Origin of the sequence: Massilia sp. LC238, assembly GCF_000735635.1 — a bacterium.
Classification (GTDB): Bacteria; Pseudomonadota; Gammaproteobacteria; order Burkholderiales; family Burkholderiaceae_D; genus Telluria; species Telluria varians.
In genome coordinates, this window is the sequence record NZ_JNNN01000080.1 from 43,280 (window position 1) to 57,901 (window position 14,622).

The 14,622-nt window shown below is 62.9% G+C and carries 16 protein-coding genes; 1 reads left to right on the forward strand and 15 read right to left on the reverse strand.

The features are described 5' to 3' along the window. Positions 1-69: 69 nt before the first annotated feature. A complete protein-coding gene (locus FG94_RS23580) occupies positions 70-495 on the reverse strand; it encodes a CoA-binding protein (RefSeq protein ID WP_036216813.1) in 426 nt (141 codons plus the stop codon). A gap of 113 nt (positions 496-608) precedes the next feature. Between FG94_RS23580 and FG94_RS23585 the strand changes: the two genes are divergently transcribed. After that, positions 609-1,223, forward strand: a complete 615-nt coding sequence (locus FG94_RS23585; RefSeq protein ID WP_036216816.1) for a peptidoglycan recognition family protein — start codon at positions 609-611, stop codon at positions 1,221-1,223. Positions 1,224-1,227: 4 nt separating this feature from the next. Here the strand turns inward: FG94_RS23585 and FG94_RS23590 are convergent, their stop codons facing one another. The 14 genes from FG94_RS23590 to FG94_RS23655 all read right to left on the reverse strand — a co-directional run bounded on the left by FG94_RS23590 (position 1,228) and on the right by FG94_RS23655 (position 14,540). Beyond that, the gene (locus FG94_RS23590; protein ID WP_036216818.1) at positions 1,228-2,898 is read right to left on the reverse strand and encodes a serine hydrolase; all 1,671 of its coding nucleotides are present in this window, start codon (positions 2,896-2,898) and stop codon (positions 1,228-1,230) included. Between the two features lie 102 nt (positions 2,899-3,000). Then, positions 3,001-4,680, reverse strand: coding sequence for a serine hydrolase (locus FG94_RS23595; RefSeq protein WP_051997043.1), 1,680 nt, complete (start codon positions 4,678-4,680; stop codon positions 3,001-3,003). Between the two features lie 141 nt (positions 4,681-4,821). Continuing rightward, positions 4,822-5,184: a hypothetical protein gene (locus tag FG94_RS23600; RefSeq protein WP_051997044.1), complete on the reverse strand. Its 363-nt coding sequence runs from the start codon at positions 5,182-5,184 to the stop codon at positions 4,822-4,824. 298 nt (positions 5,185-5,482) lie between these two features. Beyond that, a complete protein-coding gene (locus FG94_RS23605) occupies positions 5,483-5,905 on the reverse strand; it encodes a F0F1 ATP synthase subunit epsilon (RefSeq protein ID WP_036216819.1) in 423 nt (140 codons plus the stop codon). Between the two features lie 27 nt (positions 5,906-5,932). Beyond that, positions 5,933-7,336 carry a F0F1 ATP synthase subunit beta gene (atpD, locus tag FG94_RS23610; RefSeq protein ID WP_027864640.1) on the reverse strand — a complete coding sequence of 468 codons (1,404 nt, stop codon included), beginning with the start codon at positions 7,334-7,336 and terminating at the stop codon, positions 5,933-5,935. Between the two features lie 45 nt (positions 7,337-7,381). Continuing rightward, positions 7,382-8,257: a F0F1 ATP synthase subunit gamma gene (gene atpG, locus FG94_RS23615; RefSeq protein WP_027864641.1), complete on the reverse strand. Its 876-nt coding sequence runs from the start codon at positions 8,255-8,257 to the stop codon at positions 7,382-7,384. Positions 8,258-8,313: 56 nt separating this feature from the next. After that, the gene (gene atpA / locus FG94_RS23620; RefSeq protein ID WP_036216821.1) at positions 8,314-9,855 is read right to left on the reverse strand and encodes a F0F1 ATP synthase subunit alpha; all 1,542 of its coding nucleotides are present in this window, start codon (positions 9,853-9,855) and stop codon (positions 8,314-8,316) included. 76 nt (positions 9,856-9,931) lie between these two features. After that, positions 9,932-10,465, reverse strand: coding sequence for a F0F1 ATP synthase subunit delta (locus FG94_RS23625; RefSeq protein WP_036216823.1), 534 nt, complete (start codon positions 10,463-10,465; stop codon positions 9,932-9,934). 2 nt (positions 10,466-10,467) lie between these two features. Then, positions 10,468-10,938, reverse strand: a complete 471-nt coding sequence (locus tag FG94_RS23630; protein WP_027864644.1) for a F0F1 ATP synthase subunit B — start codon at positions 10,936-10,938, stop codon at positions 10,468-10,470. Between the two features lie 76 nt (positions 10,939-11,014). Next, on the reverse strand, positions 11,015-11,257 hold the full coding sequence (atpE, locus tag FG94_RS23635; protein WP_027864645.1) for a F0F1 ATP synthase subunit C: 243 nt from the start codon (positions 11,255-11,257) through the stop codon (positions 11,015-11,017). Positions 11,258-11,343: 86 nt separating this feature from the next. Next, positions 11,344-12,177, reverse strand: coding sequence for a F0F1 ATP synthase subunit A (gene atpB / locus FG94_RS23640; protein WP_027864646.1), 834 nt, complete (start codon positions 12,175-12,177; stop codon positions 11,344-11,346). A 3-nt stretch (positions 12,178-12,180) separates the two neighbouring features. Next, complete coding sequence (locus FG94_RS23645) at positions 12,181-12,519, reverse strand: ATP synthase subunit I (RefSeq protein ID WP_036216825.1); 339 nt, start codon at positions 12,517-12,519, stop codon at positions 12,181-12,183. Positions 12,520-12,858: 339 nt separating this feature from the next. Further along, a complete protein-coding gene (locus FG94_RS23650) occupies positions 12,859-13,746 on the reverse strand; it encodes a ParB/RepB/Spo0J family partition protein (RefSeq protein ID WP_036216827.1) in 888 nt (295 codons plus the stop codon). Between the two features lie 23 nt (positions 13,747-13,769). Continuing rightward, positions 13,770-14,540 (reverse strand): ParA family protein, encoded by a 771-nt coding sequence (locus FG94_RS23655; RefSeq protein WP_027864649.1) that lies wholly within the window; start codon positions 14,538-14,540, stop codon positions 13,770-13,772. Positions 14,541-14,622: the final 82 nt, after the last annotated feature.

A 14,622-nucleotide genomic window follows, 5' to 3' on the forward strand; every position in this document is an offset into this window, starting at 1 on the left:
GCCACGATTGTAACGCAGCCGCCGCCTGTAAAGATGGCCGGATGGCCACGGCGCCCGGCCGATATCCGTTCAGCCGGCGTCCAGGCTGCGGTGCTCGATCTTGATGCAGTGGTTCATGACGACGTCGAGGCCGGCGGCGCGCGCCAGGTCGGCGGCGGCCTGGTTTTCGATGTCCAGCTGCATCCACAGGCAGCCGGCGCGCACGGCGATCGCGTCGCGCGCGATCGGCGGGATGTCTTCGGACTTGCGGAAGCAGTCGACGATGTCGATCCGCTGGCCGTTGCTTGCCAGGGCGTCGGCTGCTTCCTGCAGCGTGGCGACCACCTGTTCGCCCAGGATGGTTTCGCCGGCGTAGCTCGGGTTCACCGGCACGATGCGGTAGCCGTTTTGCTGCAAGTAAGCGGCCACTTCATGGCTGGCGCGGTCGGGCTTGTTCGACAGGCCGACGATGGCGATGGTCTTGCTGTCGTTGAGGATCTGGGCAATGCTTCTCATGGTGGCTTGGCTCGATGTGGATTCGGTGCCTAGCTTATCAGATGTGCATCATTGCTGGCGTCGCGGGCGCAAACGTGAAAAGATGCAGGCACGTCCGATTTTCCATTCCAAGCATGCGCCCTACCGCCCTCTCCCTTCTCGTCGCCCTGGCCCTCTCGCTGCCTCTTCACGCGGCCGAACCGCTGGCCGCGGTCGAACGCGCCATCGTCCCCGTCGCCAGTTGGGGCGGCACCCCGGCCGACGCTTCGAAAGCGCGCCGCCACACCATCAGCCAGATTACGCTGCACCACCAGGGCGAGCCCTTCAAGCCGGGCACCGATCCGCAGGGCTACCTGCGGCGCCTGCAGTCGTGGTCGCGCGCCAGCAAGGGCTGGCTCGACATCCCCTACCACTACGTCATCGACCTCGACGGCCGTATCTACGAGGCGCGCAACATCGACTTCGCGGGCGATACCAATACGGAATACGATCCGAGCGGCCACGCCCTGATCGAAGTGGTCGGCAATTTCGAGGAAGTGGAGCCGAACCAGCAGCAGCTGGAGGCCGTGGTCGACCTGATGGCGCTGCTGGCGGCCAAGTACAAGGTCTCGCTGGACGACATCAAGAGCCACCGGGACCACTCCGACAAGACCGTGTGCCCGGGTGCGAACCTGTACCGCTACGTGAAGGAGGACTGGTTCCGCCACAAGGTGGCGCTGCGCCTGGCGGGTGAACAGGCCAGGCGCTGAACCCTTACAACTTGCGCGCCAGGATGCTGCGCCCGCCCTGCTTCAGTACGAAGCCCTGGCCGGCGGCCGGCTCGAAGCTGATCTCGGCATCGACGTCGTTCGAGAAGAACACGGTTTCGCTCATCGCGAAGATTTCCAGCTTGGGCTGCCCGGTGGGCTGGGCAAAATAGCGTTCGCCCTCGCGGCTCAGCTCGATCACGAAGCCGGGATGCAATTCGTAGCGGCCGACGCGGGTATCGAAGGCCGCGTTCGCGATCTTCACCGCCTGGCGGCCGGCCGGTGCGTCGCCGATACGCGGATTGACCAGCGCATTGCCATCCTGGTGCAGCGTCACCGCCGTCACCTTGCCCCCCGCGTCACGCTGGAATTCGAACCAGTCCAGGCCTCCCGGCACGAAGAAAGTATCGTTCGACGCCGCCTTCAGTGCTACCGGCGGCCGGCCGCTGCGCTGCATCACCAGGCCATCGGCGCTGCGGCGGAACACGCGCTGCACGCCCTTCTCGACCTCGTAGGTGCCGGTGACCGCGTCGAGCGCCGCGCCATCCAGCGCCACCTCCTTGAACTCGCGGTAGGGCTTGCCGATGGCGATGCCGGCCGCCTTGCGCGCCACCAGGCCCGGATTGGCCGGCCCGCTGTCGCTGTTGGTCAGCACCGCGACATACACCTTCTGCTCCGGGAAGCGCAGCGCATGCGTCGAGAAGCCGTTGATGCCGCCGCCGTGGCCCATGCTGGTCGCGCCCTGCACCTTGCTGACGTCCCAGCCATAGCCGTAGCCGGTGGCCTTGCCGTCGCCCAGGCGATATGAAGTGAACGCTCGCTCCCAGCTGGAAGGCTTGAGCAGGCGGCCCGCGGCGATCGCCGCGTCCCAACGCGCCAGGTCGTCCACCGTCGACACCAGCGCGCCGGCCGCATAGGGCTGGGTCATGCTGAGCGGAGCGGCGGCAGCATAGCCCTTCTCGGCGCGGCGATGGCCGGCCGCCACCGGCGCCTTGCCGGTCTTGACGCCTTCGCAATAGGTGTCGTGCATGCCGAGCGGCTTGAAGATGCGCTGCTCCAGGAATGCCGCATAGGTCTGGCCCGAGATCTTCTCGATGATGGCGCCGAGCAGGAAGTAACCCGAGTTGTTGTAGCGGTACTGGCTACCGGGTTCGAACTCGAGCGGATCGTTCTTGAAGGTGTCGATCATCTGCGCCACGCTCATGTCCTGGGCCATGTTGACGATGTAGCCCGGCTTGCCCGTATAGCTGGGGATGCCCGAGGTATGCGTCAGCAGGTGCTCGATCGTGATCTTCTTTCCCTTGGCCGGGTAGTCCGGCAGGTGCTTCGTGATGTCGTCGTCCAGCGACAGCTTGCCTTCGTCCGCCAGCATCAGGATGGCGGTCGACGTGAACTGCTTGGTGATGGAACCGAGGCGCAGCGCCATCTCCGGGCTCATTTTCACGCCCTTCGCGGTATCGGCCATGCCGTAGGCACGACGCAATACGGGCTTGCCGTCCTTGACCACGATGACCGTGGCGCCGGGCGCGTCGGCCTTGAAATACGGCGCAATGGAGGCGTCGATGCGGCTGGCCAGGTCCTGCTCCGCAGTCGCGGATGTGGCGGCATCCTGGGCAAACGCAGCTTGTGGATGGCACAGCAGCAGTACGGCAGCACAAATGGCGGTACGAAGCAGCATGGTCGGTCCTTTTGCTTGTTGTAGGGGCTTGAACAGCATAGGCCCGGCTTGCCTGGACGGCAAACGCCGGGCGACAAACAGCCGTTTAACCGGCCCAGGCGGTCAAATCCGGCGACCGGTGAAGTTGCGGCTGCCCTGCTTGAAGCTCAAGGCCTGGCCTTCGAAACTGAGCTCGGCATCGACGTCGCGCGAAAAGAAGCGGGTTTCGCTCAGCGGGAAGATCTCGACCCGGCGCTGGCCGGTCGGCTGTACGAAATAGCGGCTGCCCTCGCGCGTGACCTCGAACACCATGCCCGGCTGGATCTCGTAGCGGCCGGCATGCGCGTCAAAAGCGGCGTCCGCGATCTTCGCCACGATCCGCGGCGCCGGCGCCTCGCCGCTGCGTACGTGGTTCAGCGCCCTGCCGTCCTGGTGGTAGGTCACACCCGTGACCTTGCCGACGGTGCCACCACCCTCGCGCTGGAACACGAACCAGTCCGCCGTATCCGGCACGAAGAACGCGTTGGCCGACATCGGCTTCAAGACCAGGGGCCCGCGGCCGGCGCGCAGCAAGGACAGGAACTCGCCGTCGCGGCGGAAGACCCGTTGCGTATCCTTGTCGAGGCTGTACACGCCCGCCACCGCGTCCAGGGCCGCGGCATCGAGCGCCACCTCGCGGAATTCCGGCAGCGGCTTGCCGATGGCGACGGCGGCCGCCCTGCGCGCCACCACGTCCGGCACCACCATGCCGGCGTCGCCGTTGGTCAGCACCGCCACGTACACGCCCTTGTTGGGCAGGCGCAGGCCATAGGAGCGGAAGCCCCGGGTCGACCCGCTGTGGCCGATGGTCGGCTCGCCCTGGATCAGGGTCAGCTCCCAGCCATAGCCGTAGTGGCTGTCCTTGCCGTCGCTCAGGCGGTAAGAGGTGAAGGCGCGCTGCCAGGTGGCCGGCTTGAGCAGCTTCCTGCCCACGGCCGCATCCCATTTCGCCAGGTCGTCCACGGTCGACACCAGTTCGCCGGCGGCATAGGACTGGTTCTTGCCGAGCGGCCGGGCCGGGCCAAACCCTTTCTCGAGCGGGGAATGGCCGGCGGCGCTCGGCCACGCGCTGCGCTCGTGGCCTTCGTAGGCGGTGTGGTCCATCCCGAGGGGCACGAAGATGCGCTGCGCCAGGAACTGGTGATAGGGCAGGCCGGAGACCTTCTCGATGATGGCCCCGAGCAGGTAGTAGCCCGAATTGTTGTAGCGCCAGGTGCTGCCCGGCTCGAACTGCAGCGGGTCGTTCTTGAAAGAGTCGATCTGGGCCGCCACCGTGATGTCCTGCGGCGCCCGCTGCGGGAAGCCCGGCTTGCCGGTATAGCTGACGATGCCCGAGGTATGGGTCAGCAGGTGTTCGATGGTGATCTTCTTGCCCTGGGTCGGGTAGTCCGGCAGGTATTTGGTGATCTCGTCGTCCAGCGACAGCTTGCCCTCATCCGCCAGCAGTAGGATGCCGGTGGCGGTGAACTGCTTGGTCATCGAACCGATGCGCATGGCCATCTCGGGCGCCATTTTCACGCCCTTGATCGTGTCGGCCATGCCATAGGCGCGACGCAGGACGGTCTGGCCATCCTTGACGACCAGGACGATGCCGCCCGGCGCCTCGGCAGGGAAATAGGGAGCGACGGTCGCGTGCAGGCGGAAGGAGAGGTCGTCGAGTGCGCGCTTGCTGAGCGGCTTGTCAGGGGTGGCGTCGGCGGCGAAGGCGGCGTGCGGCGCGCACAGGAGCAGCGCGGCGGCGCAGATGGCGGTACGAATGAACATGGTCGGCATTCCTTTCTTGTTATGGACTGCCGTGACTGTACGTACGGTGCCGGGCCTGCCGCAATCAGGAGCCGATCAGCGGTCGTTCGGATGGGTCAAGTGGTGGCTATGCGGGGGCGAACGGGAGCGCCCCGGCAGGCGTCAAGGCAGGCGGGCGGCGAGGAACAGCCAGATCACGGTCATCACGAGGATGCCGGTGATGGTGACGCAGGTACCGGTGAAGAACAGGGCCGACAGCATGGTGGCGGACAGGACGCGCTCGAACAGGAAGCCGAGCGCGAAGTCGAAGGTGGCCAGCACCGACCAGCGCCGCATGTAGACCGGCAGGTAGCGGCTCATGCGGCGGTTGTGTTCACGTGCGGCGTGACGCTCATACAAATTGCGCGCCCTGCTCACGTCGCGAAACAGCCAGTCGAAGAAGAGGAAGCGGTACAGGGTCTGGCCGAAGCGGTCGTCCGCCGGCAGGGTTTGCTGCTGTTCGCGATGGTCTGGAGGGCTTGCCATGGTCGGCTCGAGAGCTGTCTCAACGCACAGGAAGCCATACTATGCCGAAAACCGGCGTGCACCCGTGCGCCAGCTAACCGTGCGCCGCCATCTTCATCACCGGCTCTTGCGCAAAAACAATTCCAACCACCCCGGGGTCAGGTCTGACTTTTGGACACGACCTCGACCAAGCATGCCATCCAATGCAAGAAACAATGACAGGCCAAAGCAGAGCCTGTGTCCAAATGTCAGACCTGACCCCCATAAGAAAAAAGGCAGCCCGAAGGCTGCCTCTTTGTGCCGCAGACGCGGATGCTGCTTAGCGTCCTTTCGAACGCAGCTTCTGGATCGCCGCCAGCTGCGCGATTGCCGCGGCCATTTCGGCCTGGGCTTTCGCGTAGTCGATCTTCGATTCCTTGTTCAGCATCAGCTCTTCGGCCTGCTTCTTTGCTTCCAGTGCCTTCGCTTCGTCCAGGTCGCCACCGCGGATTGCGGTGTCGGCCAGCACGGTCACGCCGTTCGGCTGCACTTCGAGGATACCGCCTGCGACGAAGACGAACTCTTCGCCGCCGGCAGCCGTCTGGATCCGGACGGCACCTGGCCTGATGCGCGTGATCAGCGGGGTGTGGCGTGGGTAGATACCCAGCTCACCCGCTTCACCCGGCAGCGCGACGAAGGTAGCCAGGCCGGAGAAGATCTGCTCTTCGGCCGAGACCACGTCCACTTGAATGGTGTTTGCCATGTCTGTCCTTCGGGTTAAGAATCTGGCTTAGGCAGCCAGCTTCTTGGCCTTTTCGATTGCTTCCTCGATGGTGCCGACCATGTAGAAGGCCTGCTCCGGCAGGTGGTCCAGTTCGCCCGATGCGATCATCTTGAAGCCCTTGATCGTGTCTTTCAGCGAAACGTACTTGCCCGGCGAGCCGGTGAACACTTCAGCGACGTGGAACGGCTGCGACAGGAAACGCTGCATCTTGCGAGCGCGTGCGACGACCAGCTTGTCTTCCGGCGCCAGTTCGTCCATGCCCAGAATCGCGATGATGTCGCGCAGTTCCTTGTAGCGCTGCAGGGTGCCCTGCACGGCGCGCGCGGTGGCGTAGTGCTCTTCACCGACGACCAGCGGGTCCAGCTGGCGCGAGGTCGAGTCCAGCGGGTCCACTGCCGGGTAGATACCCAGCGAAGCGATGTCACGCGACAGAACGACGGTCGAGTCCAGGTGGGCGAAGGTGGTTGCCGGCGACGGGTCGGTCAAGTCATCCGCAGGGACGTACACGGCCTGGATCGAGGTGATCGAACCGGTCTTGGTCGAGGTAATACGCTCTTGCAGGCGGCCCATTTCTTCGGCCAGGGTCGGCTGGTAGCCCACCGCGGACGGCATACGGCCCAGCAGTGCCGACACTTCGGTACCGGCCAGGGTGTAACGGTAGATGTTGTCGACGAAGAACAGAACGTCCTTGCCTTCGTCACGGAAGGCTTCCGCCATGGTCAGGCCGGTCAGCGCGACGCGCAGACGGTTGCCCGGCGGTTCGTTCATCTGGCCGTAGACCATCGCCACTTTCGAGTTGGTCGGGTTTTCCAGGTCGACGACCTTGGCGTCCGCCATCTCGTGGTAGAAGTCGTTACCTTCACGGGTACGCTCACCCACGCCGGCGAACACGGACAGACCCGAGTGCGCCTTCGCGATGTTGTTGATCAGTTCCATCATGTTGACGGTCTTGCCGACGCCGGCGCCGCCGAACAGGCCGACCTTACCGCCTTTGGCGAACGGGCAGACCAGGTCAATCACCTTGATGCCGGTTTCCAGCAGGTCGGTCGACGGCGACAGCTCGTCGTAGGCCGGCGCATCGCGGTGGATCGATGCCATGCGCTCGTGGCTGACCGGACCGCATTCGTCGATCGGGTTGCCCAGCACGTCCATGATGCGGCCCAGGGTCGGGGTGCCGACCGGGACCATGATCGGGTTGCCGGTGTTCTGGATAATCATGCCGCGACGCAGGCCTTCCGAGCTGCCCAGTGCAATGGTACGGACCACGCCGTCGCCCAGCTGCTGCTGGACTTCCAGGGTCAGTTCCGAACCTTCCATTTTCAGTGCGTCGTACACTTTCGGCATGGCGTTACGCGGGAATTCCACGTCGACCACTGCGCCGATACACTGAACGATTTTGCCATCAGCCATGTTCGTTCCTTCAGATATATAGTTAAATTCTTGTGCTTTGATCGCTTAGACGGCTGCTGCGCCGGAAACGATCTCGGAGAGTTCTTTGGTAATCGCTGCCTGGCGGGTCTTGTTGTAGACCAGCTTCAGGTCGCTGATGACACTACCGGCGTTGTCGCTCGCTGCCTTCATCGCCACCATGCGCGCCGACTGCTCGGACGCCAGGTTCTCGGCGACGGCCTGGTACACCAGCGCTTCCACATAACGCACCAGCAGTTCGTCGATGACGACGGCCGCTTCCGGTTCGTAGATGTAGTCCCAGCTGATACCGCCCTTGTCCGCTTCCATGTGCTTGGCCGGCAGCGGGAGCAGCTGCTCGACCATCGGTTCCTGCTTCATCGTGTTGATGAACTTGGTGTAGCACAGGTAGACAGCGTCGAGCTTGCCTTCCTGGTACGCGTCCAGCATTACTTTGACCGGGCCGATCAGCTTGTCCAGGTGCGGCGTATCGCCGAGCTGGGTCGCTTGCGAAACAACTTTCATGCCCATGCGGTTCAGGAAGCCCAGGCCCTTGTTGCCGATGGCAACTGCCTCGACGGTGTTACCTGCCTGCTCCATCTCGCGCGCCTTCAGCGTCACCTGGCGCAGCACGTTGGTGTTCATGCCGCCGCACAGACCCTTGTCGGTCGTGACGACGATGAAACCCACGGCCTTCGCCTGCACGTGCTTGGCTTGCGCCATGAACGGGTGCGTGTATTCCGGGTTTGCGCCGGCCAGATTGGCGGTGATGGTACGAACCTTGTCACTGTAGGGACGGGCGGCGCGCATACGGTCCTGCGCCTTGCGCATTTTCGATGCGGCGACCATTTCCATCGCCTTGGTGATCTTCTTCGTATTCTCTACGCTCTTGATCTTGCCACGAATCTCTTTGCCTACTGCCATGAGTCCTTACTCCTTCCGCGCACCGGCGCCGTGCTCACACGGCGCCGGCTTGACGATTAATATGCGCCGGATTTTTTGAAATCAGCAATGGCGGCCGACAGCGCAGCTTCGCCGTCCTTGTCCAGTTGCTTGGTTTCGTCGATCTTCGACAGCAGCGCAGCGTGGCTCGACTTCAGGAAGTTGTGCAGGCCCTGCTCGAACGGCAGGACTTTCTTGACTTCGATGTCGTCCAGGTAGCCCTTGTTGACGGCGAACAGCGATGCGGCCATTAGCGAGGTCGACAGCGGCGAGAACTGCGGCTGCTTCAGCAGTTCGGTCACGCGTGCACCGCGGTCCAGCTGCTTGCGGGTCGATTCGTCCAGGTCCGATGCGAACTGCGCGAACGCAGCCAGTTCACGGTACTGCGCCAGGTCGGTACGGATACCGCCCGACAGGCCCTTGATGACCTTGGTCTGGGCTGCGCCACCGACGCGGGAGACCGAGATACCTGCGTTGATCGCAGGACGGATACCGGCGTTGAACAGCGAGGTCTCCAGGAAGATCTGGCCGTCGGTAATCGAAATCACGTTGGTCGGCACGAATGCCGAGACGTCGCCTGCCTGGGTTTCGATGATCGGCAGTGCGGTCAGCGAACCGGTCTTGCCGGTGACGGCGCCATTGGTGAACTTCTCGACGTAGTCGGCGTTCACGCGTGCTGCGCGCTCGAGCAGACGGCTGTGCAGGTAGAACACGTCGCCCGGGTAGGCTTCGCGGCCCGGCGGACGGCGCAGCAGCAGCGAGATCTGGCGGTAGGCGACTGCCTGCTTCGACAGGTCGTCGTACACGATCAGCGCGTCTTCGCCGCGGTCGCGGAAGTATTCGCCCATGGCGCAGCCCGAGTAGGCCGAGATGTACTGCATCGCAGCCGATTCCGAAGCGGAAGCGGCGACAACGATGGTGTACTCCATCGCGCCGTGCTGTTCCAGCGAGCGGACGATGTTCTTGATGGTCGAAGCCTTCTGGCCGATTGCGACGTACACGCAGGTGACGCCCTGGCCCTTCTGGTTGATGATCGCATCGACAGCCACGGCCGACTTGCCGGTCTGGCGGTCGCCGATGATCAGCTCACGCTGGCCACGGCCGATCGGCACCATCGCGTCGATCGACTTGATGCCGGTCTGCATCGGCTGCGAGACGGATTCACGGGCGATGACGCCCGGAGCGATCTTTTCGATCGGTGCGGTCAGGGTGGTAGCGATCGGACCCTTGCCGTCGATCGGCTGGCCCAGTGCGTTGACCACGCGGCCACGCAGTTCCGGACCGATCGGCACTTCCAGGATGCGGCCGGTGGTCTTGACGGTGTCGCCTTCCGAGATGTGCTCGTAGGCGCCCAGGATGACGGCGCCGACGGAGTCGCGCTCGAGGTTCATCGCCAGGCCGAAGGTGTTGCCAGGGAATTCCAGCATCTCGCCCTGCATCACGTCCGACAGACCATGGATGCGGCAGATACCGTCGGCGACGGAGATCACCGTGCCTTGATTGCGAACTTCAGCCGAACCTTCCAGACCCTGGATGCGGCTCTTGATCAGTTCGCTGATTTCAGAAGAATTAAGTTGCATGAGTGCTAACTCCAAATGTTTTTGATGCGTAGGGCAAGGGCACTAGCGCCGGCGCGTGCTGCTAGATATCGATCGATTAGGACACCAGCGCAACATGCATCTGTTGCAGCTTGGCGCGTACCGAGGTATCGAGCACTTCGTCGCCGACGACCACGCGCACACCACCGATCAGCGAAGGATCCACTGTTACCGTTGGGTTCAGCTTGCGGCCAAATTTCTTTTCCAGCGTTGCGACCAACTGGGCCAGCTGGTCACCCGAGATCTCGAAGGCGCTGACGATCTCCGCATCAGCGGCACCTTCGTTGGCGTTCTTCAGTACCGCGAACTGGGCGGCGATTTCGGGCAGCAGGGTGATGCGGCCGTTTTCGGCCAGCATCGCGATAAAGTTCTTCGCTTCAGCATTCAGCGGCGACTTGACCAGGGACGCAATCGTGTCGGCCAGCTGGGCGTGCGTGACGTTCGGGTTGCCGGCAAAAGCCTGCACGTCCGGGTTGGCGCCGATCTGGCCCAGCTCGGCAGTGACGGCCGACCAGGCGGCCATGTCGCCCGACTGGGCGACACGGAACAGCGCTTCGGCGTAAGGGCGGGCGACGGTTGCGAGTTCAGCCATGATCAGAGCTCGGTCGACAGTTTCGACAGCAGGTCGGCGTGGACCGCTGGGTTCACTTCACGCTTCAGGATCTGCTCGGCGCCTTGCACTGCCAGCGAGGCGACCTGTGCGCGCAGTTCTTCGCGGGCGCGGGTCACTTGCTGCTCGGCGTCGGCCTGGGCGGCAGCGACGATACGGGCGGCTTCTTCGGCAGCGGTTGCCTTGGCTGCGTCGATGATCTGGGCAGCGCGCTTTTCAGCGTCGGCGATGCGCTTCTGGACTTCGTCACGGGCGCCGGCCATTTCGGCCTGCACACGCTTTTCGGCGGCGGCCAGGTCGGCCTTGCCACGATCGGCAGCTGCCAGGCCATTCGCAATCCTCTCAGCACGCTCGTCGAGTGCTTTCATCAGCGGCGGCCACACGAACTTCATCGTGAAGGCGGCCAGGATGAGGAAGACCACGAGCTGTGCAAACATCGTTGCGTTAAGGTTCACGGTATTTTCCTTATTACAGAAACACGGATGCCGAACCGGACCCGGTTCGGCTCTTCAATGCGTCAAGACGTGTGTCTTAGCCCGTGAACGGGTTAGCGAACGCGAACAGCATGGCGATACCAACACCGATCAGGAATGCCGCGTCGATCAGACCGGCCAGCAGGAACATCTTGGTCTGCAGGGTGTTCATCAGTTCTGGCTGACGTGCAGAGGCTTCCAGGTATTTACCGCCCATCAGAGCGATGCCGATGCAAGCACCGATAGCGCCCAGACCGATGATCAAACCGCAAGCCAGTGCAACAAAAGAAAGGTCAGTCATGTGTAACTCCAAAAGTAAATTTAAAAACTAGATTAAAAACTACAACTTCTTTACAACCACTATCTGTTCGATGCTTGCGGCGCCGATCAGTGGCCTTCATGGGCCTGACCGAGGTACACCAGCGTCAGCATCATGAAGATGAATGCCTGCAGGAACACGATCAGGATGTGGAAGATCGCCCAGATCGAGCCAGCAATCACGTGGCCGACGAAACCGAAGACAGTAGCGGTCGAGCCCAGCAGAGCGATCAATAGGAACAGCAGCTCGCCGGCGAACATGTTGCCGAACAGTCGCATACCGAGCGACACCATTTTTGCTGCGTATTCGATGATGTTCAGGAGCAAATTGAACGGCGCCATGGCGATGCCGAACGGTGCTGCGAACAGTTCGTGAATCCAGCCGCCCAGGCCCTTGACCTTGATGCTGTAGTAGAACATCAGGAGCAGCACGCCCAGCGAAATGCCGATGGTGCCGTTCAGGTCGGCGGTAGGAACGACGCGGTGATACGGGAAGATGTGCTCCACGCCCAGGGCGCTGAAGGCCAATGCGAACATGTCGACCGGCAGGAAGTCCAGCGAGTTCATCAGGGCGACCCAGACGAACACGGTGAGCGCCAGCGGGGCGATGAAGCTGCGGTCGCCGTGGACGATCGACTTCGACTGGTCTTCAACCATCTCGACCAGCATCTCGACGGCAGCCTGGAAGCGGCCCGGCACGCCCGAGGTGGCTTTACGCGCGGCCATCCACATGATCAGGCAGCCGAGAACGCCCATGGCGATCGACCAGAAAATCGTGTCGTAGTGCAGGATCGAGAAGTCGACCGGGCTGTCCTGGTGGTGGTTCGACAGATGCCCCAGGTGGTGCTTGATGTATTCTGAAGCGGTGGGCGCGTGCGCTGCGCCGTCGGTTGGAGTCGCCATTTTTCAGTGCCTAAATAATAAGAATATGTAACTTTTCAGCGCCACGACAAACCCGGCAAGTAGCGCCAGCCAGTTCAGATCGTGGTACAGCCACGCGGTAGCGCCCAAGAGCGCCAGCGTGAGAGCAATCTTTATAAATTCCCAGATGAAGAATGTTGCAGGACTGGCGCCTCCGGCCCGGTGGGCGTTGGCGAACAGCCTTATTGCCATGATTCCGTTGGGCACTACACAACACAAACCGCCCAGTACTGCCGAAAACATCGCAGACCATCCCCCCAGTAGAGCGGCGATGGCGCCTGCGACTACTGTTGCAATCAATTGCAGGGAGACGATGCGCAACATTTTTGTTCTGGTTTCTCGCCGCGCAATCGGACAGTTACGATGTGGTAATTACATGAATCAGCGGGATTATAAGTGGTTATACGGACGCGAGTCAAACGATTCCGCGCTTATAACTGCCTTGTAAAGATGTGATGGGAGCAACATGACGATTAATAGATTCCCCATATTTTCAAGTACTTAACCGGTGAGTCAGTACTGACTTTCGTAGGGTGGGCGGGTTCCCCGCCCACGCGTTCAAACACTCTTCGCACTGAGCAAACGTGGCATGCATACGTCACTTGAACGCGTGGGCGGGAGCCCCCCCCCGCCCTAGGAAAAACGTTAAATCGGGGGCACTGGTCAGCTGCGCAAGCGCGCCAGCACGCCGTCCAGGATGTCGAGGTCGGCAAAGTCGATGATCAGCTGCCCCTTGCCCTTCGCCCCCATCTTGAACATCACCGGCGTGGCAAGCTTGTCCGACAGCTCCTCTTCCAGGCGCACGATGTCGCCCGGCTTGTCCTTGGCGCGCGCCGGGGTTGCCGGGCTCGACTGCTCCTCGAGCGCGCGGGCCACCAGCTTCTCGGTCTCGCGCACCGACAGGCGCTTGGCGATCACGTGGTTGGCCAGGGTGATCTGGTTCGCGCTCTCCACCGCCAGCAGGGCACGGGCATGGCCCATGTCGATGTCGCCGGCCATCAGCATGGTCTGCACCGGCTGGGCCAGGTTGATCAGGCGCAGCAGGTTCGACACGGCGCTGCGCGAACGGCCGACGCTGGCTGCCGCCTGCTCGTGGGTGAAGTTGAAGTCGTTGATCAGGCGCTGGATGCCCTGCGCTTCTTCGAGCGGGTTCAGGTCTTCGCGCTGGATGTTCTCGATCAGGGCCATGGCCGCGGCCGACTGGTCGTCGACCTCGCGCACCAGCACCGGGATCTCGTCCAGGCCGGCCATCTGGGCGGCGCGGAAGCGGCGCTCGCCGGCGATGATCTCGTACGGCACCGGTGCGCCGTCGGGACTGGCGCCCGACTCCAGCGGACGCACCAGCACCGGCTGCATGATGCCCTGGGTCTTGATCGAGGCCGCCAGCTCGCTCAGCGAGGTTTCGTCCATGCGGGTACGCGGCTGGTACTTGCCGGCCTGGATCTGGGTGATCGGCAGCGACGAGGGCGCTTTACTAGGCGCCGGCTGGCTGTCGCCGCCGAGCAGTGCGTCGAGGCCGCGCCCCAAACCTTTGAGTTTTTTGGTTGCCATAGTTATGTCAGCTAGTTTTGTAATCACATGGTCTTGATGCGCTCGACCATCTCGGCACCGAAGGCGATGTACGCCTGCGCGCCCTTCGAGGACGGATCGAACACCACGCCCGGCATGCCATACGAGGGGGCCTCGGCCAGGCGCACGTTGCGCGGAATGATGGTCTTGAACACCTTGTCGCCGAAGTGCTGCTCGAGCTGGCTCGACACCTGCTGCGACAGCGTCATGCGCGGATCGAACATCACCCGTAGCAGGCCGATGATGCGCAGGTCGGTGTTCAGGTTGGCGTGCACCTTCTTGATCGTGTTGACCAGGTCGGACAGGCCCTCCAGCGCGTAGTACTCGCACTGCATCGGGATGATCACGCCGTGCGCCGCGCACAGGCCATTGAGCGTGAGCAGCGACAGCGCCGGCGGGCAGTCGACCAGGATGAAGTCGTAGTCCTTGTCCACCGCCGCCAGCGCCTCCTTCAGGCGGCGCTCGCGGTTCTCGAGCGCCACCATCTCGACTTCGGCGCCGGCCAGCTCGCGGTTGGCCGGCAGCACGTCGAAGCGCCCCGACTCGGAACGCAGGCGCGCCGTGGGCACATCGAGCTCACCCAGCAGCACCTGGTAGATCGATCCTTCGAGCGAGGCCTTGTTGATGCCCGCGCCCATGGTGGCATTGCCCTGCGGGTCGAGGTCGACCAGCAGCACGCGCTGGTCCAGCTTGGCCAGGCCTGCCGCCAGGTTCACACTGGTGGTGGTCTTGCCGACCCCGCCCTTCTGGTTCGCTACGCAAAAAATCTTCGCCATCTATTCTTGTCCGTGGAAGCCAAGGTGGTATATCGTTCATATCGTACAAACAATTTAAACGGTTTGTACTTTATAAACTATA